The sequence below is a fragment of the Paenibacillus sp. NRS-1781 genome (genome assembly GCF_050467745.1).
In the GTDB taxonomy this organism is placed as follows: Bacteria; Bacillota; Bacilli; order Paenibacillales; family Paenibacillaceae; genus Paenibacillus; species Paenibacillus terrae_A.
Window position 1 is genome coordinate 65,899 of record NZ_JBITPI010000002.1, and the last position, 23,644, is coordinate 89,542.

General features: G+C 47.6%; 20 protein-coding genes. 3 read left to right on the forward strand and 17 right to left on the reverse strand.

Features of this window, described 5'->3' with window-relative positions:
• Window positions 1-23: 23 nt before the first annotated feature.
• From ACIFO6_RS00515 to trxB, 5 genes are all read right to left on the reverse strand, one after another.
• Window positions 24-1,481 (reverse strand): glycoside hydrolase family 1 protein, encoded by a 1,458-nt coding sequence (locus ACIFO6_RS00515; protein WP_430036824.1) that lies wholly within the window; start codon window positions 1,479-1,481, stop codon window positions 24-26.
• Between the two features lie 16 nt (window positions 1,482-1,497).
• The gene (gene licT / locus ACIFO6_RS00520) at window positions 1,498-2,334 is read right to left on the reverse strand and encodes a BglG family transcription antiterminator LicT (RefSeq protein ID WP_430036827.1); all 837 of its coding nucleotides are present in this window, start codon (window positions 2,332-2,334) and stop codon (window positions 1,498-1,500) included.
• Between the two features lie 50 nt (window positions 2,335-2,384).
• Complete coding sequence (locus ACIFO6_RS00525) at window positions 2,385-4,268, reverse strand: beta-glucoside-specific PTS transporter subunit IIABC (protein WP_430036830.1); 1,884 nt, start codon at window positions 4,266-4,268, stop codon at window positions 2,385-2,387.
• 420 nt (window positions 4,269-4,688) lie between these two features.
• Window positions 4,689-4,919: a glutaredoxin family protein gene (locus ACIFO6_RS00530; protein ID WP_014278134.1), complete on the reverse strand. Its 231-nt coding sequence runs from the start codon at window positions 4,917-4,919 to the stop codon at window positions 4,689-4,691.
• A gap of 61 nt (window positions 4,920-4,980) precedes the next feature.
• Entirely contained in the window at window positions 4,981-5,922 is a 942-nt protein-coding gene (gene trxB, locus ACIFO6_RS00535; protein WP_430036833.1) for a thioredoxin-disulfide reductase, read from the reverse strand.
• Between the two features lie 230 nt (window positions 5,923-6,152).
• Between trxB and ACIFO6_RS00540 the strand changes: the two genes are divergently transcribed.
• Window positions 6,153-6,884, forward strand: a complete 732-nt coding sequence (locus tag ACIFO6_RS00540) for a ZIP family metal transporter (protein ID WP_430036971.1) — start codon at window positions 6,153-6,155, stop codon at window positions 6,882-6,884.
• 78 nt (window positions 6,885-6,962) lie between these two features.
• On the opposite strand, the gene ACIFO6_RS00545 is transcribed toward ACIFO6_RS00540, so the two are convergent.
• Together ACIFO6_RS00545 and ACIFO6_RS00550 are read right to left on the reverse strand one after the other, a co-directional pair.
• Entirely contained in the window at window positions 6,963-7,421 is a 459-nt protein-coding gene (locus ACIFO6_RS00545) for a hypothetical protein (RefSeq protein ID WP_430036836.1), read from the reverse strand.
• 10 nt (window positions 7,422-7,431) lie between these two features.
• The gene (locus tag ACIFO6_RS00550) at window positions 7,432-7,986 is read right to left on the reverse strand and encodes an NAD(P)H-dependent oxidoreductase (RefSeq protein ID WP_430036838.1); all 555 of its coding nucleotides are present in this window, start codon (window positions 7,984-7,986) and stop codon (window positions 7,432-7,434) included.
• Between the two features lie 131 nt (window positions 7,987-8,117).
• Between ACIFO6_RS00550 and ACIFO6_RS00555 the strand changes: the two genes are divergently transcribed.
• Window positions 8,118-8,753 carry an HlyD family efflux transporter periplasmic adaptor subunit gene (locus tag ACIFO6_RS00555; protein WP_430036841.1) on the forward strand — a complete coding sequence of 212 codons (636 nt, stop codon included), beginning with the start codon at window positions 8,118-8,120 and terminating at the stop codon, window positions 8,751-8,753.
• A 9-nt stretch (window positions 8,754-8,762) separates the two neighbouring features.
• The gene (locus tag ACIFO6_RS00560) at window positions 8,763-10,286 is read left to right on the forward strand and encodes a DHA2 family efflux MFS transporter permease subunit (RefSeq protein ID WP_430036844.1); all 1,524 of its coding nucleotides are present in this window, start codon (window positions 8,763-8,765) and stop codon (window positions 10,284-10,286) included.
• A gap of 180 nt (window positions 10,287-10,466) precedes the next feature.
• Here ACIFO6_RS00560 and ACIFO6_RS00565 read toward each other — a convergent pair whose 3' ends face one another.
• From ACIFO6_RS00565 to ACIFO6_RS00610, 10 genes are all read right to left on the reverse strand, one after another.
• Window positions 10,467-12,449, reverse strand: a complete 1,983-nt coding sequence (locus ACIFO6_RS00565) for a heavy metal translocating P-type ATPase (RefSeq protein ID WP_430036847.1) — start codon at window positions 12,447-12,449, stop codon at window positions 10,467-10,469.
• 355 nt (window positions 12,450-12,804) lie between these two features.
• Window positions 12,805-14,262 carry a PEP-utilizing protein gene (locus ACIFO6_RS00570; RefSeq protein WP_430036850.1) on the reverse strand — a complete coding sequence of 486 codons (1,458 nt, stop codon included), beginning with the start codon at window positions 14,260-14,262 and terminating at the stop codon, window positions 12,805-12,807.
• Between the two features lie 275 nt (window positions 14,263-14,537).
• The gene (locus ACIFO6_RS00575) at window positions 14,538-16,937 is read right to left on the reverse strand and encodes a heavy metal translocating P-type ATPase (protein WP_430036853.1); all 2,400 of its coding nucleotides are present in this window, start codon (window positions 16,935-16,937) and stop codon (window positions 14,538-14,540) included.
• Between the two features lie 186 nt (window positions 16,938-17,123).
• On the reverse strand, window positions 17,124-17,492 hold the full coding sequence (locus ACIFO6_RS00580; RefSeq protein ID WP_430036856.1) for an ArsR/SmtB family transcription factor: 369 nt from the start codon (window positions 17,490-17,492) through the stop codon (window positions 17,124-17,126).
• A 150-nt stretch (window positions 17,493-17,642) separates the two neighbouring features.
• Window positions 17,643-18,767: an NADH:flavin oxidoreductase gene (locus tag ACIFO6_RS00585; RefSeq protein ID WP_430036859.1), complete on the reverse strand. Its 1,125-nt coding sequence runs from the start codon at window positions 18,765-18,767 to the stop codon at window positions 17,643-17,645.
• Between the two features lie 180 nt (window positions 18,768-18,947).
• Complete coding sequence (gene cyoD, locus ACIFO6_RS00590) at window positions 18,948-19,283, reverse strand: cytochrome o ubiquinol oxidase subunit IV (RefSeq protein WP_044644504.1); 336 nt, start codon at window positions 19,281-19,283, stop codon at window positions 18,948-18,950.
• On the reverse strand, window positions 19,284-19,892 hold the full coding sequence (cyoC, locus tag ACIFO6_RS00595) for a cytochrome o ubiquinol oxidase subunit III (protein WP_430036862.1): 609 nt from the start codon (window positions 19,890-19,892) through the stop codon (window positions 19,284-19,286).
• Window positions 19,892-21,868 (reverse strand): cbb3-type cytochrome c oxidase subunit I, encoded by a 1,977-nt coding sequence (locus tag ACIFO6_RS00600; RefSeq protein ID WP_430036865.1) that lies wholly within the window; start codon window positions 21,866-21,868, stop codon window positions 19,892-19,894. The genes cyoC and ACIFO6_RS00600 overlap by 1 nt, the downstream gene beginning before the upstream one ends.
• A gap of 25 nt (window positions 21,869-21,893) precedes the next feature.
• On the reverse strand, window positions 21,894-22,871 hold the full coding sequence (gene cyoA, locus ACIFO6_RS00605) for a ubiquinol oxidase subunit II (RefSeq protein ID WP_430036868.1): 978 nt from the start codon (window positions 22,869-22,871) through the stop codon (window positions 21,894-21,896).
• Window positions 22,872-23,240: 369 nt separating this feature from the next.
• Window positions 23,241-23,489, reverse strand: a complete 249-nt coding sequence (locus ACIFO6_RS00610) for a hypothetical protein (protein ID WP_430036871.1) — start codon at window positions 23,487-23,489, stop codon at window positions 23,241-23,243.
• Window positions 23,490-23,644: the final 155 nt, after the last annotated feature.

Here is a 23,644-nt window from a genome sequence, read left to right on the forward strand (position 1 = left end):
AGTTCCTATACGCCCATTTATTTCTACAAACCGTTATTGGAGATCACATCTTTATACCAGTAGAAGCTTTTTTTTCGTTTTCTTTCAAGCGTTCCGTTACCGTCGTTGTCTTTATCCACATATATAAATCCGTATCTTTTTTCCATTTCAGATGAGGAGTAGCTGACCAAGTCAATCGCTCCCCAACTGGTGTAACCCATGAGTTCAACCCCGTCCAGAATAGCTTCATGCATTTGTTCAAAATGAGCACGGAAGTAATCAATACGGTAATCATCCTGAATACTACCGTCTTCCTCTACCTTGTCGTACGCTCCCAAACCATTTTCTACAATGAACAATGGTACTTCATAGCGGCTGTACAGCTCGTTAAGAGAAAGTCGCAAGCCGACCGGGTCAACCTGCCAGCCCCAATCACTCGTTTCCAGATAAGGATTTTTAACGCCGCCAATCGTATTTCCACTGACTTTTTCCATGCCTTCACTATCTGCACTGGCAACGAGCGACATATAGTAGCTAAAAGAAATGAAATCCACCGGATGCGTTTTTAAAATTTCATCATCGCTCTCAAGCTTTTCTATCACGAGCCCCTTTTCATGGAAGAAGCGTTTCATATAATGCGGGTACGCACCACGAACCTGTACATCTGTGAAAAAAAAGTTAAACTGATTCGCTTTAAACGCTGCAAGCATATCCTGCGGATTACAGGTGTGCGGGTATGTCGTCAGCCGGGTTAACATACAGCCGATTTTCGAGCCGGGAACAATTTCGTGACAGTATTTCACAGCCAAAGCACTAGCCACAAATTGATGATGCAACCCCTGATAAACCGCCTGCTCTACATTTTCAAAGCGTTCCGGTATAATCCCACCGCTCGTAAACGGATGCCGAACGATACTATCTATTTCATTAAAAGTGATCCAGTGCTTTACTTTATTTTTGTATCTTGTAAACACGGTTTTACAAAAATGAATAAAGAAATCTACAACCTTCCGTTGGGTCCAGCCCCCGTAATGATGGACAAGATACATCGGCATTTCGTAGTGAGACAGGGTAACAAGCGGCTCGATCCCATTTTTATGCATTTCATCAAACAGCCGATCATAAAATTGCAATCCAGCCTCGTTAGGCTTGTCCTCATCTCCGTTTGGAAAAATACGCGTCCATGCAATAGATACCCGCAACGTTTTAAAGCCCATTTCACCAAACAATGCTAAATCTTCAGGATAGCGATGATAGAAATCGATTCCCTGGCGTTTGGGATAATCATGATCTGATGTGTCCTGCATCGCCTTTTGGATATGTTCCTCGGTCATTGAATTGTGTTTTTTGTAATCACTTTTGCTAACATTTCTTTTGTAAATAGCCATATCTGCTGTAGATATCCCTTTACCATCGACATTCCAGGCTCCTTCGACCTGGTTCGCGGCTACAGCTCCTCCCCATAGAAAGCCTTCTGGAAATGTTCTTTTGATCTCTGTCACATCTAGCTCCTCCTCTTTAATTTCTGCTCATGACTCGTTTTAAGTGAATAATCAGGTACATTAGTTCTTCGTCAGGAATAGAAAGCTCAAATTTGGCTTCAATATACTGTTGAATCGTTAACGCGCATTTCTCTTCTTCTGGATACTTGTTCACAATCTGGCTCATTAATTCCTGGTCTTGAGAATCCAACATTTTATGCTCAAGTAATCTCTGAACAAAAAATTGAAGATGCGTTAAAAACCGTGAATAGTTGATGCTGTGGGTATCCAGTTCAATTTGGTAATGAATTTTAATGATGTTCAAAATGTCTTTGACCGTATTGGTCATCAATAAAACCTGGTTCATATTGTTATCGGTCTGTTGAGCGTTGACCAGATGAAAGGCGATATTCGCCGCTTCCTCTTCAGGTAGCTTGAGACCAATTCGCTTTTCAATCAAGGTGAGCGCATACAGACCAATGCCAAACTCTTCCGGGTAAAACTTTTTGACCTCCCACAGCATCCGGTTCTGAATCGTCATGTGGTCTTTAAACCGTTTGGTTGCCATAAACAGATGGTCTGTCAGGGAAATATACAGGTGTTCATTCAAGTGACTGGATAGAACGCTTTTGGCATAAGATATGATTTCATCTGCCATAATCAAATACTCCTTGGGAGTTTCCTTCATTAAGGCTGTCAAATCGGAAGACATACTTTCATTTTCAAGAACATATATCTTTTCGATCTCGTTCTCATCGACGAAGTCACCGGGTTTGCTTTTAAAGCCGATACCTTTCCCCATCACGATAATCTCTTTGTGATCCTCACGTTTGGCAAGCACAATACTCGTATTGAGAACTTTTATTACTTTCATATCGAACAACCTCTCACTTTCCAGGCTTGATTCCCCCAACAAACACACTGTTAAAGTACAGTAATCAGAGGCTTCTCTGGCCCTGTCTTTCCTGAATTTTCATGACTCATGATCTCCAGATAGTCCGGCGTATTGGTCACAATAATTGGAGTTATCGTATCATATCCCGCCTTTTGTATGGCTTCAAGCTCGAATTCAATCAGAAGCTGTCCATGCTTAATGACGTCACCTTCTTGTACATGCACCGTAAAATGCTGGCCCTTCAGCTTCACGGTATCCAAACCGATATGAATGAGCAGCTCTACGCCTTCAACCGATTTTAAGCCTATGGAATGCTTGGTGCGAAACACAGTGTCCACGGTGCCGTCAAAGGGTGCAACTACTTTGCCGTTACTTGGCTGAATAGCAATCCCTTTGCCCATGGCTTCCTGAGAGAACGCTTCATCCTTGACCTGCTGTAAGGGAATCACCTCCCCCTCCATAGGTGCAAAAATAACGATTTTGGACTTGATGCTCTTATCTTTCGCTTGAGCAGGCTCCGGACGAGATTCTGTTTTGACCGGTTCGATAACCGTATCCTTAAATCCGATCACGTATACTGCTATAAACGTCACAACGATCGAAATGGCCATTGTAATGAGCGCATATACCAGGTTGGAGTGATCTTCACTGATAAACATCGGCAGTGATGCAAAACCAGGACCCACAGCGGCATAAGCTTTTAGATTCACAAGTCCGGCAAACAATCCGGCAACACCAGCTCCAATCATGCAAGCGAACAGTGTTTTTTTCAAGCGTAAATGCACGCCGTACAAGGCAGGCTCTGTAATTCCGAATACCCCTGAAATACCTGCCGACAAAGCAATTTGTTTGAACTTGGGATCTTTTGTTTTCAGCGAGACGGCAAACGCACCAGCTCCTTGTGCCATATTGGAAGCCAGCATGGCAATCAGCACCAATGTTTCATATCCTGGTGAAGCCAGCGCAGCAAATATGATAGGATAAAATACTTTGTGCATGCCGAACATGACGATTAGCGGCATCACGATAGACATCAACACTACTGTAAGCCAGCCAATTCTTTCCTGAATCCAGAATACACCGTTTGACATCCCCAAGCCCAGATACGTCCCCAGCGGCCCTAAAGCAATGAGAGCGACAGGCGCGACAATCAGAATAACGATTAATGGTTTTAGAAAAATTTTCACAGGTCCCGGAGAGATTTTATCAGCAAATTTCTCAATATAGGACATGAACCATATGGTCAAAATAATGGGAATAACAGAGGTGGCATACTGTACCGACGCTACGGGCAGGCCCGCAAATGTAACGGCCTTCTCACCACCTAACAAACTGATTAAGTTTGGATGAAGCAGCACGCCCCCAAGCAGTACGGATACGAATGGGTTGGTCTTGAATTTTTGTGCGCTGGAGAAAGCCAGCAGCATAGGCAGAAAATAAAATGCCGCATCCGCGATTACACTTAAAACCATGTACGTTTGGCTTTCCTTGCTCATGATTCCGGTTACTGTACACAGCAAGAGCAATGCTTTTAGCATCCCGGAAGCGGCAATGGCCGGGATAATAGGCTGGAAAATACCTGCGATCATGTTCGCAAAGGTATTAAACAATCCCTTAAGGCTTCGGTCTGCCTTCACTTTTTCGGCTTCATCCGAGGACGATTTATCCGGGTCCAGCAATTTTACCAGCTCATTGTAGACATAGCCTACATCATTCCCTATGATGACCTGATATTGTCCACCGCTATTCACGGCTCCCATAACCCCGTCCAAGGCTTTAATTTCATCTGTTTGTGCCAATTCCGGTTTACGGAGCGTCATTCTCAATCGAGTAGAGCAATGAATGACACTGTTAATATTATCATTCCCACCCACTTTATTAAAAATGGCCTGTGCGATATCTTTGTAATTCATGAATTACACCTTCTTTCTTAAAATAGGGAACAAAAAAAGACCTAAAAAGGGTAGGGAAAAATATCCTACCCAATCTAGGTCTTGCCTGCCGAACAGTAACACGCCTGTATTGGATAATCTGCTATTTAATTAATGAAGAGATACTGATTGATTGATAATTGTACAATGATGAACTGTTACATAAAGCAACCCGGGTTTTAAGCGCTTACAATCCAAATATAACACCAACCAGCAAGAGATGCAACGTTTTTCGACAAAATTCTCCTAATCGTAGGACCACAGGGCACAGGGCGACGACTGCTTTGAAACTTAACAATTGTTGTCGTTCAAAATTAGCAATAAGGCCCCCATCGCAGTCTGTACCTGCGAGAGAGCCTTATTGAAATCATATGACGATTTGTGAATCCGCTGTGAAGCTGATTAAGCGTTCAATACTTTTTCAAACTTGGTTTTGTTCATGCCGGAAATACGTTCTTCTCCGATCAGGGTCAATGGAACGGCACGAATGCCCATGTCCCAAACTTCTTGAGCGAAAGCATCATTGGTTTCGATGTTGCGTTCTTCGTACTCTACACCTTTCTCAGTCAAATAGCTTTTCACTTGACGGCAATGCGGGCAGTTTGTGGATGTGTATACAATCGCTTTTTCCATGAAATATCACCTCATCAATTATTTTTGTAGAAATTATGTTTATTCATACTTAAACGAAATATTACAGGGCCAGTGCGCTGTGTTCCAGACTTTCGATGTATTTCTCGCTGTCCATAGCGGCCATGCAGCCGCTGCCTGCTGCTGTAATCGCTTGTCTGTAGCGTGTGTCCTGGACGTCGCCACAAGCGAATACGCCAGGTACGTTTGTTTCGGAGGTACCAGGATTTACGACGATATAACCATTCGCATCGGTTGTGATTTGGCCCTCGAGGAAGCCCGTATTCGGATGATGACCGATCGCCACGAATACGCCGCTAACTGTAATGATTTCCTCTTTACCTGTTTCATTATTTAATACTTTCAAGCCAGTTACCCCGTTCTCGTCAGCAATCACTTCTACAGGCGTACGATTCAGTGCCCATTCGATTTTGGTGTTTGCACGAGCGCGGTCCTGCATAATTTTGGAGGCGCGCATTTCTTCACGACGATGCACCAGCGTTACTTTGGAGGCAAAACGTGTCAGGAAGTTGGCTTCCTCCAGCGCCGAGTCTCCACCACCAATAACAACAATTTCTTTGCCACGGAAAAAGAATCCGTCACAGGTTGCGCAAGTGCTCACACCGCGTCCAATGTTGTCCTGCTCACCCGGAATACCTAGGTATTTCGCAGTCGCACCTGTAGAAATGATCAGCGTATCTGTAACCAATTCGCCCAAGCCCTCCACATCCAATGTGAACGGACGAGCGGCTGTGTCGACCTTGTTCACCCAGCCTGTGCGGAATTCAGCACCGAAACGTTCTGCTTGCTTACGCATATTATCCATCAGATCGGGTCCCATGATTCCTTCGGGAAAGCCAGGGAAGTTTTCAACATCTGTTGTTGTAGTCAATTGTCCGCCCGGTTGTGGTCCTTCAATCACCAGTGGACTCATATTTGCGCGTGCCAGATAAATAGCAGCTGTCAAACCGGCAGGGCCGGTACCTATAATAATGGACTTGTACATATCTTTGTTCCTCCTAAAATATGATAAGAATGATATAGCGAGTTTTCGGTACCGAGAGATGGGCTAATGCATATACTCTAAAAGTAGTTCTGCCAGACGCTCATTCAAAAAATGAATTAGACTGATTCTAAATCCTAATTCCATTATGCGGAAAGTGCTTCAAACAGTCAAATGAAGTTTTCATGAAGCGAACCTTAAAGATTAATCAGGTATGGAGGGATATCCCGATTATGAGTGACATGTTTGTTGGCAGCCTTATTTCTGCCCTGTCCACCGGGCTCGGTGCCGTGCCCATACTGTTTATGCGTAAAATTACGCACCGTCTTCGTGATGTACTGTTGGCTTATGCTGCGGGGATCATGACTTCTGCATCGGTGTACAACCTCATTCCCGAGGCCATCAATCATTCCAACTGGTTCGTGCTGTCTGCGGGGATTTTACTCGGCTGTCTTGTGCTGCTAGTGATGGAAATGTATATTCCACATGCCGATCTGGAGGACCCGGATTCCAAAACCTTTCATCTGGAATCCAAATCTTTTCTCATTATCGCGGCCATTACACTACATAATTTGCCTGAGGGACTTTCCGTTGGAGTCAGCTATGCGAGCGCAACTCAAAATCTTGGTAATCTCATTGCCTTTTCCATCGGTCTGCAAAATGCCCCGGAAGGCTTTATCGTCGCTCTATTCCTCGTGAATCAAAACATTGGTCGCTTCAAGGCATTGGGCATTGCCACCCTCACCGGGGCCGTTGAAATTATTACAAGTCTGATTGGATTTTATTTGAGCAGTTGGGTTCATGGACTGGTTCCTTACGGTCTTGCCTTTGCCGCAGGAGCGATGATGTTTATCGTCTACAAGGAGCTGATTCCCGAAAGCCACGGGGACGGCAACCAACGTATCGCAACCTTCTCTTTTATTCTCGGTCTGATTACGATGATTGGTCTAACCGAATGGCTATAGCCGTGTACCACAAAAAAGGCTGCCCTCTGCCTGTAGTCCAGACAGAAGAGCAGCCTTAAGGCATGTCTCGTTCGCGCTTCATTTTTTTCGGTTCATAGAGCGCAGCGCTTCACGATATTGCTCATCCTCGCTTTTGTGCGTCTCACGTTCTCCATGATTATTTCTATGCGGTTCTTCCTTTTCTTCGCTCTTTCCGGCAAATCCGCGTAAAGCCGCCCGATAGTCCTGATCCCCGTAGGAATCTTTGGTGTGTACGCTAACTCTCATCGGCCTGGTATTGGCATCTACGTCAGGCTCCTCATGATGAATCTCCACCTCCGCAGCCTTATGGCGCGTCTCTCGCGTAGAATCAGAATCCGGCAACTTCCTCGCCTTGGGTTCCACTTCCACTGGATAAGGACGTTTGCTTCTTTGCCGTGAATCCTCGTCGGACGGGCTGACCGCTTTTTTGGGAGAGGGTTTACGCGCCATTTTCGTGTTGAATACCAGCAAAAAGATAAAAGCAACCGCAGCTACTACGATAAAAGCAATGGTCATGAGCGGCCTCCTATTCTCTGCCAGCGCTACGGTACCGTCCCGCCGTCTCAGCGACCCGTTGGCCCAAAGACCGACCAAGTGCAAGATCATCACCCGTTGGGAAATGGGGCGGACCGTTCGGGTCTGTCTCCACCGGACACGTCACCCCTACGCCATAATAGGAGCCGTAAAGCGCATTTTCCGTAATATTAGCTGGAAGTCCTACGATCATCATGCCTTGATGCAGCATCGGAGTAATCAAATTCAGCAGTGTGGATTCCAAGCCGCCATGAACGGTAGCAGTTGTGCAGAACACCGCTCCGATTTTATCTACCAGCTTGCCCTGCGCCCACAGATACCCTAGCTTATCAATCCAGCTTTTCAAGCCACTACTGATCGTTCCAAAATGACCCGGGCATCCCCAAATGATCGCGTCCGCGTTCACCAGTTCATTCACATCGGCTTCATCGACATGCTTCAGCAACACTTCTGTGTGCTCATGGCGTGCGCCTTCTGCAATGGAACGAGCAAGTCGCTCCGTATGGCCATTTTCACTGTCATATACAATCATGATTCTGGTCGTCATTATGCGCATCATCCTTTGTCAGCAAAATCATCCTTTTCACATGCGCTCTTATCCTTCCCAAAATCCCTCTGAATATTGTGAAACATTTGGCGCATACTTTGAAAATCCAAGAACTAGGGAGGCATGTACACATGAATTCACGCGCCATATTGGTCAACCTGCTAGTTATTATCATTATTTTGGCAGGGGGCGGAGCCGCCGCCTATTACTACAATCAATCCGCTAACTACATAAAAACCGACAATGCCCAAGTGAGCGGACAAGCCGTCACCGTTGCCTCTCCAAGCGCTGGCAAGCTTACAGGCTGGAACGCTGAAGTCGGCAAAACCTACACGGCTGGAGGCACACTTGGCAGTGTAGAGGGGGGCGGAAGCCGGGTTAGCATTACTATTCCAACCGATGGCACCATTGTGCAGCAATCTGCGGTCAACAACTCGATTGTCGGGGCTGGTACGCCCTTGGCCAAGGCTTTTGATCTGAACAATTTATGGATTACCGCCAATATAGACGAAACGGCTGTGCAGGATCTTCAGGTGGGTCAGACGGTGGATGTATATATTGATGCATACCCCGACACGTCCCTAAGCGGCAAAATCGAAAAGATCGGTTTGGCGACGGCCGCCACCTTTTCACTGCTCCCTACCTCCAACACCACTGCCAACTATACCAAGGTGACGCAGGTCGTGCCTGTTAACATTTCCATTCAAGGTTACAAAGGACTGGGCATTATCCCGGGCATGAGTGCAAGCATCAGAGTACACAAGTAGGAGGCTGTCATGGAACAAAAAATGTCCATCGGACGCATCCTGTCCGTACTACTGCTGGGCGCCTTCATTTCTATTTTGAATCAAACCCTGCTGAATGTGGCGATTCCGCATTTGATGAATGACTTCAATGTATCCGCAACTACCGTTCAATGGCTATCCACCGGATATATGCTGACCAACGGGATTTTGATTCCGATTACCGCCTTCATGATTGAGTCGTTCGGGACACGTGCGCTGTTTATTTCCGCGATGGGGCTGTTTACTGCGGGTTCTGTCGTTTGCGCCGTCAGTACCGGCTTTGCTCCTATGCTGGTCGGACGCATCATTCAGGCCAGCGGAGCGGGTATTATCATGCCTGTGGTTATGAACGTGTTCCTGACCGTATTTCCCCCTGAAAAACGGGGGGCAGCCATGGGAACGATGGGCATCGCGATGATGTTCGCCCCAGCAATAGGACCCACTTTATCCGGCTGGATCGTGGAGCATTACAGCTGGCGGCTGCTATTTTTACTGGTCATTCCGCTGGCGATCATTGATATTCTGTTTGCTGTACGCTGGCTGAAAAATGTGTCCAAGCTGACGTATCCTCATTTTGACCTGCTCGGAACGATCTTTTCGACCCTTGGCTTTGGCTTCCTGCTGTATGGCTTCAGTTCCGCTGGAGACAAGGGCTGGAGCAGCAATACAGTAGTGCTCACGCTCGCTGGCGGGCTCGTGTTTATTGTCATGTTTGTCATACGCGAGCTGAATATGAGACAGCCCATGCTGGAGTTCCGTGTGTTTAAGTATGATATTTTTACAGTATCTACGCTGGTCGGCGCTACCGTCAATATGACGATGTTCGGTGGAATGCTGCTGCTGCCGATTTATCTGCAAAATATACGCAGCTTTACACCGCTGCAATCCGGCTTGCTGTTATTGCCTGGCGCACTGCTGATGGGTGTCATGTCACCGATATCGGGAGCGATTTTCGACCGCATTGGTGCGAGGCCACTGGCAATTATCGGGTTGATCATTACGGCAGTCACGACATGGGAATTCAGTCTGCTGACGGATGCCACGACCTATGGACACATTATGATCATCTATACGATTCGCAGCTTCGGGATGTCATTGTTAATGATGTCCGTACAGACAGAAGGGCTGAATCAGCTTCCTCCCCATCTCGGTAGCCACGGTACAGCCATGTCCAATACGGTAAGACAAATTGCCGGGTCCATCGGAACCGCATGGCTCATTACGGTGATGAGCAACCGGACTACGGTTCATTTGGCGGATTATGCAAATGTGGCTACCACTGCCAATGTTCCTTTAACCGAAGGCGTAGCTGAGCTGGGGCAAACCCTCGCGCAAACGGCTGGAGTTTCGACAGAAACTGGCTCGGCGCTTGCGTTACAGCAGGTATATCGAAGTGCCGTCACAGAATCGACGATCCACGGCATTAACGATGCATTTATCATTGCTACCGGAATCGCGCTGGCAGGGCTACTGTTTTCCCTGTTCTTACGCCGGTCTACACCTCGTCAGAGGTGAAATTACAACCTATTACGACCTATACGCTGAACCAAAGATGTACATGAAGCGCCACTGCGCGGTCGGATGGTACTTCCCATCGCTGTTGCGCTAGTTCATCTTATAGAGATGATTCTCGTGGATACACAAAGAAGGAGCATTCCCCCCTGTCCTTTAAGGGATGTGAATGCTCCTTTCCATTTATGACCGCAGCAGGCGCAAGCCGTTCAAAATGACAAGCAACGTGCTGCCCTCATGCCCGATGACGCCAAATGGCAAAGCTATATCTTGCACAAAGTTGCTAATGATGAGCAGTAAAATGACGCTTACGGCGAAGATCATATTTTGCTTGACCACCCGCTGCGCCTTGCGTGCCAGTGCTACCGTCGGGGCAATCTCTTCGATGCCATCGTTCATCAGCACCACATCCGCGACCTCCAGTGCGGCTCCACTGCCATGCATACCCATGCCCAGCCCGACTGTTGCGGCAGCCAGTGCTGGAGCATCATTCACACCGTCGCCGACCATGACGACATGCCCATACTGCTCCCGAAGCATGCGAATATGACTGACTTTGCCCTCCGGCATCAAACCAGCATATACCGCATCGACTCCGGCCTGCACCGCGATCACGGCGGCGGTTTCCGGGCGGTCTCCGGTCAGCATAACGACCCGGATGCCCTGCGCTTGCAGGCGTCTCACCGCCTCCTGCGCCTGTGGCCGCAGCTCGTCGCGCAGTGCCAGCATCCCAACTATCCTGTCATCCGCGAGGATAATGGATACAGTTTTACCCTCGGCTTCCAGCCGGGCGCGTATCTCAACCCATTCCGGCTCTGCCAGCGGGCCAGCGTCATCCAGCGCATCCGTGCGCCCGATTTTCCACCTCACCCCGTCTACCATGCCTTCCATTCCCCATCCGGTTAGAGACTGTACTTGCTCCACTGCGGGAAGCTCTCGCTGCCCCAATTCGGCCCCGGCTTTGGCTACAATCGCTCGTGCCAATGGATGCATGGAGTAGCTTTCTATTGCCGCGACAATACGTAGCAGCTCATCGGCATCGTAGCCTGTGGCGGTAATCCAGTCGGTTACAACAGGCGAACCGATGGTCAGCGTACCTGTTTTGTCAAAGGCGACGACAGATGTCAGCGCCATATTTTCCACATGGGCACCACCCTTGAACAGAATGCCCCGACGGGCACGGTTGGAAATAGCAGACAGCATGACTGGCATAATGGACGATACGAGTGCGCACGGTGAGGCCACAACGAGAAATACCATTGCCTTGTAAAAGGCCGCTGCCCATGTCCAGCCCAATACCATTGGCGCACCTGCAATAACAATCAGCGTAACCGCAACAACTATTCGGGCGTAAATCGACTCGAACCTTTTGATAAAGCGTTGGGAATCGGGAACCTCAGTCTGCGCTTCCTCCACCATACGGATGATTTTTGAAAATAGAGTACCTTCGGAGGAATGACTAACCTCCACATACAGCACGCCTTCCCCGTTAATGGTGCCCGCATATACCTCGTCACCCGCCGCTTTGTTCACCGGAATGGATTCCCCGGTAATAGATGCCTGATTCACTGCCGAAACGCCCTTGGAAATCCGGCCATCTGCCGGAATCAGTTCGCCCGGCTTCACCAGCAGCAGATCCCCCGGCAGCAGTTGCTCAATACCGACCGTTTCCGTCCCCTCGCTTGACAGACGCAAAGCCGTTTCCGGCTTCAACGCCATCAGCTCGGAAATATCCTTGCTGCTGCGCTCGGTGGTATAGCTCTCCAGCGCACCGCTGAGCGCAAAAATGAAGATCAGCATTGCTCCTTCATTCCAATAGCCAATAGCCGCAGCCCCCAATGACGCTGCGATCATAAGCAGGTTGACATCCAGATCACGTTCACGGATCAGTGTCTCAATGCCTTCTCTAGCTTTAGACCAGCCACCCAGGGCGTAGGAAACCACATACAGGATGACCGCCAGCCATTGCGACCAATGCGAGACGCCCCATGCCATCAGCATAAGCGTTCCACTGCCCAGGGCAGCCTGCATCTCCTTGTTTTTCAGCATGCTTTTGAGCTGGAATTGCGGCTTGCGATTCGGGCCTGGCCGTCCGCTGCCACCGTTTTTTGAAAGTATCCGATCTGAGGGAGACAATGTTTTTTGAAGTCGTTGAACTGCTTGCATGATGTCACGTTCCTTTCCATTTTTGTTCTTTGTTATTGCATCTTATTGAGAATGATATCCATTGTTAAGTGCCTTAAAATAGCACATGCTGCTTCGGGAATTCCGAAGCAGCATGTTTAGCAATGAGAATGATAATCATTTTTGCATTGATACAATTATTTTGGTTTAGAGAAACTTTTGCTTTATTATAATCCTTTTCTTCTCCGGTTGTAAACCGACATTCGCCCAAATAAAAAAGATACCTGCACAAACAGCGCAGATATCCTATATATTTGAGCATTTTGGATAAATCCCAAGAGCGATTTCAAATCAGCAATATATAGATCAAAACGCTCTAGTTACCTTCTGGATCGGGCTACAGCGGAAACCGCTGGGCGGGGTTTTGTAGAGCAACAGAGCCTTGTTGCTGCTCAGCTTGTTGCAGCAGTCCGAAACGTGCAGCCGCAAGACGTGCGATGGAAGCTGCTTTTTCCGGGCAAATCACGCCCGTTAGCCCGCTTCCCCATATGGAAGCTCCATCCAGCGAATCGTGAATAGCCTCTAACGCCACCCATACGGGCAGCTCGGATTTCACGCCCCGAATGGCGTGCGTCATGCATTTTATCATAGCACTGATGTTCTCAAAACTACCAGCAACGGGTTGATTCAACCGATGCATGCCCTCATCATTATATGATGGAATTGGTGCGATCTCCAAAATCACCGCGTCGGCAAAACGCGCCATATCTGCGGCTTGAGCTGCCTGCTTGATCTGTTGCGCTTTCACTTCCGGCATGAGGTTGGCGCTGGCAGACTCATAAGACGGTTGGGCCTGTCTATTCCATGTTTGTCTGACGTTGAGCTTCGAGGGGGCATCGACCGTCAAAAGCACGCCTACCCGATATGGAATGCACCGCAGGCGGCCGCATAAGGTCTGCTCCGCAACGCCGTCGATCCAGTCCCGGATTGCCCGGAATTGGTCCACGCCAGCCGGATTGCGCACCACAATCTCCAGTTGCGGTTCTCCCCCCTGCTGCACACTTCGCAACGCTGCACGCAGCAGCGCCTCCAACTGCATATCTTGCAGGCTTCCGATGCCCACTGCATTGTTTTGTTCGATCAAGGCGATTGTGAGAGGTAATCCATTCAGAGACTCGAGTAAGCCTTCATACTCTGTTTCCAGCAGCCCGATAATTCGCCGGGACAGATGATCACATAATCCGGGCAAGCCGGATGCCTGATTAAAGGCTTTGTACGTGTCTGATGCACGGGAGCCTGGAATAAGGAGGGGGTCAGGCTCCCCGTCAGGACCATGAATCGTATGCCCGGACTCTGCCGCGTCTAGATAGGCACGGCATAATTCAGCCACACGGCTGGACGACTGCGACAAGGGGCCGTGCAGAAGACTATAGCCATCTAGGCTGTCCATACTTAGCCCTATCGCTGACTCCTTGCTTGTATAATTCACCTGGGCAGGATCATCAGCATAGATACGTATGAATGTACGCCTGTATTCATCGCTCCACTCCAGCAGTGTGGTCATCGCTTCCCTGTTATCGTTGTCCTTATTCAGCAGCGTTTCCTCTATTAGCCCGGAGTCCGCAGCCAGCAACGCCTCCTCTTGACTGATCCTACCCTGTACGGCTAATCCGACCAGCCAGCCCAGCGGGTCTTCCTCCTGTGAGGCAGATACTTCACTGCATCCTGCCAGCACTGACTCAATAGCCAGTCTCTGTGCAGCAGCGGCCTCACTCCCCAACTCGGGGGCATCGCAATCCAGACTGTTTTTTTCACTTAACAGTTCTGCGAATACATACATCAGTTTAGCCTCCATGCTACAAATCCATCCTTTCTCCCGTCAGCAAGGTGGCACACACAAGTTTGAGTATTCCACCAAAAAAAGAAAACGCTTACCTATCAGACGTCGAGCGGAATTCAAATGAGCCTCACCTGTAAGGTCCCTACCTTAACGTATTAGTCGCACCCCACATTTATACATATCTGTAGAACAACCGGAAAGCATAGATTAAACCGCAGCATTGAACGAAAAAAAGCCCCCGGATTTCACAGGATGAATACATCCGATAATAACCCGAGGGCACTATTTTTTTATTCGAAAGAACGTACTTTCAATACACGCATAACATTCAGTACGGCAAGCAATGTTACACCCACGTCGGAAAATACAGCTTCCCACATGGTAGCAATACCGAATGCACCCAAAGTGAGAAACACGGCTTTGACACCTAGCGCAAAAATAATATTCTGCCATACGATTCGTCGTGTACGCTTGGCGATATGAATCGCTGTAACCAGCCTCGAAGGCTCGTCGTTCATGATCACGATATCCGCCGCCTCAATCGCGGCATCTGAACCCAAACCGCCCATCGCTACACCTACATCTGCCAGCGCCAGCACAGGGGTATCATTAATCCCGTCCCCCACGAACAAAATCTTGTCGCCCGCTTTTTTACTTGCAGACAGTTGTTCAATCGCTTCGGCTTTATGCTGGGGTAACAGCTCTGCACGTACTTCGTCCAGACCCAACTGTCGTCCTACGGCCTCTGCAACCGTCCGGTTGTCACCTGTCAGCATGATCGTTTTCACTATACCCAGCTTTTTCAGTGAAGCAATCGTTCGTGCCGCGTCCTCCTTGACCTCATCCGAAATCAGGATGCATCCGGCATACGTTCCGTCTACAGCCACATGAACGACTGTTCCTTCATCCATCGTTCCTGCACGTTGTGCATCGTCAAAAGCAACTTGCTCCCGCTTCATCAGCTTCGCATTCCCGGCCAACACCAGGCGACCATCTATCTGCGCTTGAATCCCATGACCGGAAATCTCGCTATATTGCTGTACCCGCTCGGCTTGAAGCTCCTTGCCATAGGAATCACGCAGGGATGCTGCAATAGGATGCGTGGAATGCAGCTCCGCCAAAGCAGCTGTTTCCAGCAGGCTTTCCTTCGTAAATTCCCCGGCAGGATACATGCCTGTTACACGGAAAACCCCTTTAGTGAGTGTACCTGTTTTATCAAAAACAGCATATTTTACATGGTTCAGTGCTTCCAGATAGTTCCCGCCTTTAATCAGCACACCTGAACGGGAGGCTGCCCCGATGCCGCCAAAGAAGCCCAACGGAATGGATACGACCAGCGCACATGGGCAAGAAATAACGAGGAAAACAAGTGCACGATATACCCAATCGGCAAACTGTGCCCCCGATACGACGAGTGGCGGAACGACTGCCAGCAGTAGCGCAACAATAACCACAACAGGAGTATAGTATCTGGAAAACTTGGTGATAAACTTTTCAGTCGGTGCTTTTTTGGCGCTCGCATTTTGCACTAGCTCCAAAATTTTGGAGACCGCCGATTCGTTGAATTCCTTGCTAACCTCAACAGTCAAAAGTCCGTTCGTATTGATAAATCCGCTCATCACACTGCTTCCCGGCTCCACGGTACGAGGCACGGATTCACCCGTCAGCGCCGAGGTATCCACATGCGATTTTCCGTCTACAACCTTACCATCCAGCGGAATCTTCTCGCCCGGCTTGATTACTATCAGATCACCTACACGCACATCCTCGGGTGACACCCGATTTACGGAATCAGCCGTCTTCAGGTTGGCATAGTCCGGTCGAATATCCATCAGGTCGCTGATAGATTTGCGCGAACGATTAACCGCAATGCCCTGGAATAGCTCACCGATTTGATAAAAGAACATGACGGCTACGCCTTCCGGATATTGCCCAATTGCAAATGCACCAACAGTAGCCAGCGTCATCAGGAAATATTCGTCAAAAGCCATTCCCCGTACCAGACTGCGCACAGCCTGCAAGACTACATCTCCACCAACAATGATATATGCCAGTAAAAACAGTGCCAGTTTCCCTAGGCCCTCTACAGGCAACCACCAAGCAACAGCCGCAACAACCGCACCGATAGCCAAGCGTGCAATCATGCGTCGTATACCGTCTGTACCGTGGTCATGTGTATGCCCCGCATGGCTGTCATCTCCATGCGAATGTGAATGAGCATGTGTGGAATCACCATGATCATGTGCATGTTCGCCATGGTGGTGGCCATCATGGGCATGAACTTCCTCAGCATGTGCTTCATGACTATGAGTATGACCTGTGTGGCTGTGAGCTCCATGTTGCTGGCCGTTCTCATGCGTATGTCCCTCATCATGCTCATGACTATTGGAATGATGCTCCCCTGCGCTGCCTGTCTGCGCTGCACCCGAGCGCGAGCGTACCCGGGCGCTTTTTACGATCATTCGTACGTGAGGCTCCAGTCTGTGAACCTTCCGTTCCGTTTGACGAAAAATCTCCTCTTTTTGATCTAGGCTTGCTGTCATCGTCAATGTTTTCGTTACAAAATTGACCGAGCAATCAAGTACACCTTCTATTTTACTGACTCCATTTTCAATCTTCAGAGCACAGTTGGCACAATCCAAGCCTTCCAAAATCCATTCGTGCCGTGCCGTTCTTTTCAGAGCATCCATAATCATTGGCCTCCAATTAACTATATATGAGCAACTGTTCATATATTATTTATTAAACTCATTATATTCAGTATCATGAGTAAAAGTCAATGATAATAGCCCTTATCCGCCAAATAAATCTACTTCTCGAACAAACACCAAAAGAGCGCCAATCGCTTGGCGCCCTGCTTTGTTTCTATCCCAAAATTATGGATGTGAAATGTGCTGGTGGGTTTGCAAAAATATCTGCTCCACATGATTATCATCCAGCGAATAAAACACCGTTTTGCCTTCCTTGCGCCGTTTGACAATGCGCAGATTGCGCAAATAACGAAGCTGGTGAGATACTGCAGACTGCCCCATATTCAGCACCTGGGTCAGATCATGTACACACAGCTCCTTCTGGGCCAAAGCGTAGATTAGCTTGATCCGTGTCGGATCACCCAAGGCTTTGAACAGCTCCGACATTTTGTATGCGATGGAATCCTCAACAAGAGAAGATTTTATGTGTTCGATTTCTTTGTCTGAACCATGACAAGCCGGCTCGCAATCCAAAGCTTCCGTTTCAGAATTCATCCTTTTCACCCCGTGTATTTCGACTTGATGCTCCTATTATAGCAAATTCGTAGAATTTACGAATAGCTTATATTACAGCTTGCCCTGTAACGGAGAATTTTCAAGTCTCAATGCCTAGGTAACACCCTATAAAGTTGTGCTAAGTAAAGCTTAATTCAACGTTTTTAATGCTTCATCACTGTAAGGCACGAGTTCCTCTATCCGTTTATCACGTAGCTTAACCGCAAACGCCGGGTCAACCAGCAAAGCCCGTCCAACCGCGACCAGATCAGCTTCCTCTCGAGCTACTTGTCCAACAAGTTGTTCTAATCTTGCCTGTACGCTACTCGAATGATCGGTCTGGCTGTTATTATTTTTTTCCAGTTCACTCAAAAAAGCCTTCTCCAAACCAATGGAGCCTACAGTAATAACCGGCTTGCCTGTTAGCTTTTTGGTCCAAGCTGCTAAATTTAGATCAGACCCCGCAAATTCCGGTTCCCAAAAACGGCGGCTTGAGCAGTGGAATATATCCACCCCGGCCTTCACCAATGGAGTCAGAAACTGTTCAAGCTCCTCCGGTGTCTGTGCCAATTTCTCTCCATAATGGTACATCTTCCACTGGGAGAACCGCAGTATAATTGGAAAATCAGGACCCACTGCACGACGACAAGCCTCAATGACCTCCACCCCAAACCGAGTACGCTGGGCCAAATTGCCTCCGTACTGATCTGTACGCTTGTTGGTTTTATCCCAGAAAAACTGGTCAATTAAATAGCCGTGTGCTCCATGAAGCTCAATGCCGTCGAAACCCACCCGCTGGGCATCGGCTGCGGCTTGGGCATAGGCTGCGATAATATCAGCAATCTCGGCCTCCTTCAACGGCTCAACTACCTTTTCACCAGCAGGAGTGATACCGGACGGACCGACAGGTAATGCCTCAGGATTCGGCTGATTAGCCGCGCCTATTTTCCGGGCCGCCCCCACATGCCAGAGCTGCGGTATAATCTTGCCACCCGCCGCATGAACCTCCTCGACTACCTTCGCCCACCCCTTCAATCCCTCACCATAAAAATTAGGAATGCTCGTATGCTCCACGGCTGCGGGATGATTAATAGCGGTTCCCTCCGTAATAATCAATCCGACTGCATTTTCCGCACGACGACGATAATACGCGACCACTTCAGGGCCTGGGATACCTTGAGGAGAAAAATTCCGTGTCATTGGAGCCATCACGATCCGATTGGAAAGAGATAAATTACCTGCCTTAAAAGGTTTAAATAGTATATCTGTATTCATTATTTTCATCCTCCGCTCTCAAATAGTTTGTTGTTTTTACCCAACTGTTATTCAATTCCATTTTACACATAGATAAACTTGAGTTCAAGTAGCCACAGTTTATATTTCCAACACGATACTCACAAAAAAAAGAGGAAGCGGCTCTAAGCTGCTTCCTCTTACCTAATTAGTTTGTACTTATTATTGTGCTACCATGTTGTATTCCATAATCCAGACAGAACCGCCAACAATGGTCAACAGGATGACGACACCGAAAATCAAAGTCATGACATTCCAGCGTGGTCCATTACTTTCACGGATATGCATGAAGAAGAATAACTGCACCAGAAATTGCAGCACTGCTGCGGCCAAAATAACAACCATCGTTGAAGTACGACTCAACATATGATTCATGACCACACCGAGAGGAATGATGGTCAGTACGATGGACAGAATAAATCCGATTACATAGGATTTCACTGAACCGTGAGAATCATCATGACCATGCGAACCCGCTCCTGATTGATGCTGTGCCATCTACATCACCCCCATCAAATAGACGACTGTCAGCAAGAAGATCCAGACAGCGTCCAAAAAGTGCCAATACAAGCTCAACGCCGAAACTTTGCCCTTCGTCTCTGGAGTGAGCCCGCGTTTTTTCAGCTGAAACATAAGGCCGATCATCCATACCAGACCTAACGAAACGTGAAGTCCGTGCGTACCGACCAAAGTGAAGAATGCCGACAGGAACGCACTCGTTCCAAAATTGGCTCCTTCATGTACCATTTCAACAAACTCGTAAACCTCAAAACCGATAAAACCAAGACCCAGGATTGCCGTCACGATTAACCAGTTGATTAATCCCTTCATGCTTCCTTTGTTCATGGCCAATACAGCCAGACCACTTGTGAAGCTGCTTGTGAGCAAGAGGAACGTTTCAATGATAACGCCCGACATGTTAAACAGCTCTGCGCCCCCCGGTCCTCCAGCTGTGCTGTCCCGAAGGACGACATAGGTTGCGAACAAGGTACTGAACAGGATTACGTCCGTTACAAGAAAGATCCAGAAACCAAGCATCTTCAATTCTTGTGGATCGTGATGCCCGTGGTCATGATCATGGCTGTGATGTGCTGCTGCTTGTGCCATTATACAGACCCCCTTATTGCCGCTTCCGTGCGTTTTACCTCATCCGCAGGGATGTAGTAGTCGCCATCATACGAGAAGAAAGAACGACAAATCATACAAATCGCAACGCCGATCAGACCCGGAATATAGAAGAGCGACCACCCGAATACAAAACCGAAACCTGCGATGAAAAAGAATACCGACATAATGAATGGAATCGCCGAGTTTTTCGGCATATGAATCGCTTCAATTGGCGGTTGCTTTCTGAAAATTCCTTTTGCGCGTTTGTCTTTCTCTGCCCACCAGTCATCACGTTCTTCTACTTGTGGGATGGTAGCAAAATTGTATTCCGGTGCAGGTGAAGGGATCGACCATTCCAACGTATGACCACCCCAAGGGTCGCCAGTTGTATCCTTCAGCTTGCGGAAATTTTTGATACCCAGAAGAATTTGAAGAACCTGGAACAAGAAGCCAATACCCATCAGGAATGCTCCAACGGTTGAAACAAGGTTGAGCGGCTGCCAGCCAGTATCCCAGCCGTAAGTGCTCAGACGACGTGTCATACCCATCAGACCGAGGGAATATTGTGGAATGAAACACACATAGAAGCCGATATTCCAGAACCAGAAAGCCCATTTACCCGGCGTTTCAGGCAGAGTGAAGCCGAACATTTTAGGCCACCAATAGTACAGACCTGCCAGATAGCCGAACACTACACCGCCAATCAGAGCGGAGTGAAAGTGAGCGACCAGGAAGTAACTGTTATGGAACTGGAAGTCCGCAGGCGCTACAGACAACATGACGCCCGTCAAACCTGCAATCAGGAAATTCGGAATAAAGGCAATTGCCCACATCATAGGTGTCTTAAATGTGATCTTACCCCGATACATCGTGAACAGCCAGTTAAACACTTTAACCCCTGTCGGTATTGCGATAACCATCGTCGAAATGGCAAAGAATGCATTAACATCTGCGCCTGATCCCATCGTGAAGAAGTGATGCGCCCAGGTGAAGAAGGACAGGATAGCAATCATGAACATGGCGTAAACCATGGATTTGTAGCCAAACAATTTCTTTTTGGAGAATACGCTGATGACCTCGGAATAAATACCGAAGGCAGGTATAACTACGATATAAACCTCAGGGTGACCCCACATCCAAATCAGGTTGATATACATCATAGGGTTACCGCCGAAATCAAGTGTAAAAAAATGTCCTCCTCCGAAGCGGTCAAGGAACAGCAAAGCCAATGTTATCGTCAGAATCGGAAACGCGAAAATGATGATAACACATGATGAAAATACGGACCACGTAAAGACAGGCATTTTCATCCATGTCATACCAGGTGCGCGCATTTTAATAATGGTAACAATAAAGTTAATCCCCGTAGCCAATGAACCTATACCAGAAATCTGTATACCCCAGATATAAAAGTTCTGACCGACGCCGGGACTAAATTGCAGCTCCGAAAGCGGTGGATAACTCAACCAACCTGCGTCCGGCGAACCGCCAATAACGAAGGACAGATTGAATAGCATCGCTCCCATAAAGAACAGCCAGAAGCTCAGCGCGTTCAGGAAAGGAAACGCAACGTCACGCGCACCAATTTGAAGTGGTACCGCGATGTTAAACAAACCAAACATCAATGGCATCGCCATAAACAAGATCATGATCGTGCCATGCGTTGTAAAGATCTGATTGTAATGCTCAGGATGCAAAAGTGTAACATCCGGTGTAGCAAGCTGTAAACGCATCAACAATGCGTCCACGCCTCCACGGAACAGCATCAAGATGGCTGCGAGGATATACATAATACCGACTTTTTTATGGTCAACGGTGGTCAACCAGTTTTTCCAAAGCCAGCCCCATTTTTTGAAATAAGTGAGCACAAACACGATCCCGATCATCGCGAGAGCGATAGAAACATCCGCTCCATATATCATTGGGTCTCCAGTTACGAAGAAAGTGGATGCAAACTCTTTTATTTTGTCAAGCATTGGGGGCCTCCTTCCCTATAATCATTTAATTGTGTCCGCTCATATTCATATTACTCATGGTGCCTGTATCTTCAGTGCTGCCAGACTTGGAAGAACCTTCTGTGGAAGCTCCGCCATGCCCAGCATGAGGATTAGGAGCCCCCTCCACTACATACTTGGTCACAATATCCTGGAACAAACCGTCTGGAATTGAAGAATACTCGTCAGTCTGGGAAAGGCCTGGCTTGGCAAGCGCCAAATAGCCATCCTTCGTCAGGGGCTTGGATTGCTTTTTAATGTTAGCAACCCAGTTTTTATAATCATCATCCGACTGAACCTCTACATCAAAGCGCATTTGTCCAAAATGCTCACCGCTGAAGTTTGCGCCCGAACCAAAGTAAGTTCCTTCTTGATCAGCCTGCAAGTGCAGCTTCATGGCCATGCCTGACATGGTGTAGATCTGGCCACCCAATTGCGGAATCCAGAACGAGTTCATCGGCGCATCAGCAGTCAGCTCGAAACGGACCGGAACACCTTTAGGAATGTGAATTTCATTGACTGTAGCAATACCTTCTTCCGGATACATAAAGAGCCATTTCCAGTCCAGTGCAGTGACTTGAATGGTTACTGGTTTTTGTGTACTTGCCAATGGCTTGGAAGGCTCCAGCAAGTAGGTATATCTCGCAGTGATAACCGCAAGAATCAGGATGACAATAATTGGAATACTCCACCATACGGTCTCCAGTTTTTTACTGTCGTCCCAGTGGGGTTCGTACTTCGCCTTGTTATCCGGTGCGTCGCGATAACGCCAAATGATGAAAAAAGTCAAAAACATGACCGGTACAATTAGAAGTGCAGCCATAGACGTTGAAAGAATGATCAGCTCTTTTTGTGTTTGCCCAATAGGTCCTTTTGGATCGAAAACAACGTATTTTCCGCCAGCATAAAAACACGTCCAAATGAGCAATGCTACCGTGAGCACGGTCAAAACCAACGCAATAATCGCTTTTGGTTTTTTGTTCATGTTGTTCCCCTCTCATTAAAATAATAAATTACTCAAAACTTACGAACTCCTGTAATGTTGCCCCTATATAAGATATCAGAAAAGAGGATACTTTTTTTATTGTTAACAGAATTGTCGATTATTTGTCCGTTTTTTGTGAAAAATCTCTCTAAAAATAAAATTTCTCTTGCAAATTCAAAATCTACTATTACTACAAAGGTGACATAAGCAAAAGAATATATCGGAGTATTCCAAGGAAGACACACTGCTTGTAGCTGAAGTTTGTTCTTGCGATGTCAGGAAGCAAAAACGGGGCTCCAGACAGTTTATTGTTCCACACTGTGCGAAGACCCAAGTTGTTGTTTTTCTATAGATGTTATTTCAGTTGTATTAACTGCGTCCCTTCTCCTGATCTTCCTTCTTGCGGGCAATGACCAGCCCTTTTCCGATCATATAAATAAACAATCCGCCAACGACACATCCAATACCCACCATTAAATATATGTTACGATCACTTAGATTACCTAAATTGAACAAAATAAGAATAATGCCTACAATCCAAGCGAGCCAAGCGATGACAGACACGAAGCGGCTCATTTGCTTTTCGTTCGATCCTGATTTACTAAAATTCGAAGCCATATCCTCCACTCCCTCTAGTCTAAAATTGATGAAGCGCCCTCTTCAGGTATTTTTGTCAGTATGCACAATCCCTGTGATCTTATTCTTAATCGCTTCACCATACTTTTAGCAACCTGCAATTCAACTTGGATATTATTACCCCAGAGGACTCTTTG

Coding starts and splice junctions, on each gene's coding strand:
- ACIFO6_RS00555 (WP_430036841.1), top strand. CDS start 8,118: ATGAATTCACGCGCCATATTGGTCAACCTGCTAGTTATTATCATTATT.
- cyoD (WP_044644504.1), bottom strand. CDS start 19,283: ATGGCACAGCATCAATCAGGAGCGGGTTCGCATGGTCATGATGATTCT.
- ACIFO6_RS00580 (WP_430036856.1), bottom strand. CDS start 17,492: ATGAATTCTGAAACGGAAGCTTTGGATTGCGAGCCGGCTTGTCATGGT.
- ACIFO6_RS00570 (WP_430036850.1), bottom strand. CDS start 14,262: ATGGAGGCTAAACTGATGTATGTATTCGCAGAACTGTTAAGTGAAAAA.
- ACIFO6_RS00610 (WP_430036871.1), bottom strand. CDS start 23,489: ATGGCTTCGAATTTTAGTAAATCAGGATCGAACGAAAAGCAAATGAGC.
- cyoC (WP_430036862.1), bottom strand. CDS start 19,892: ATGGCACAAGCAGCAGCACATCACAGCCATGATCATGACCACGGGCAT.
- ACIFO6_RS00600 (WP_430036865.1), bottom strand. CDS start 21,868: ATGCTTGACAAAATAAAAGAGTTTGCATCCACTTTCTTCGTAACTGGA.
- ACIFO6_RS00530 (WP_014278134.1), bottom strand. CDS start 4,919: ATGGAAAAAGCGATTGTATACACATCCACAAACTGCCCGCATTGCCGT.
- ACIFO6_RS00550 (WP_430036838.1), bottom strand. CDS start 7,986: ATGACGACCAGAATCATGATTGTATATGACAGTGAAAATGGCCATACG.
- ACIFO6_RS00575 (WP_430036853.1), bottom strand. CDS start 16,937: ATGGATGCTCTGAAAAGAACGGCACGGCACGAATGGATTTTGGAAGGC.
- ACIFO6_RS00545 (WP_430036836.1), bottom strand. CDS start 7,421: ATGACCATTGCTTTTATCGTAGTAGCTGCGGTTGCTTTTATCTTTTTG.
- licT (WP_430036827.1), bottom strand. CDS start 2,334: ATGAAAGTAATAAAAGTTCTCAATACGAGTATTGTGCTTGCCAAACGT.
- ACIFO6_RS00540 (WP_430036971.1), top strand. CDS start 6,153: ATGAGTGACATGTTTGTTGGCAGCCTTATTTCTGCCCTGTCCACCGGG.
- ACIFO6_RS00565 (WP_430036847.1), bottom strand. CDS start 12,449: ATGCAAGCAGTTCAACGACTTCAAAAAACATTGTCTCCCTCAGATCGG.
- ACIFO6_RS00560 (WP_430036844.1), top strand. CDS start 8,763: ATGGAACAAAAAATGTCCATCGGACGCATCCTGTCCGTACTACTGCTG.
- ACIFO6_RS00525 (WP_430036830.1), bottom strand. CDS start 4,268: ATGAATTACAAAGATATCGCACAGGCCATTTTTAATAAAGTGGGTGGG.
- ACIFO6_RS00585 (WP_430036859.1), bottom strand. CDS start 18,767: ATGAATACAGATATACTATTTAAACCTTTTAAGGCAGGTAATTTATCT.
- trxB (WP_430036833.1), bottom strand. CDS start 5,922: ATGTACAAGTCCATTATTATAGGTACCGGCCCTGCCGGTTTGACAGCT.
- cyoA (WP_430036868.1), bottom strand. CDS start 22,871: ATGAACAAAAAACCAAAAGCGATTATTGCGTTGGTTTTGACCGTGCTC.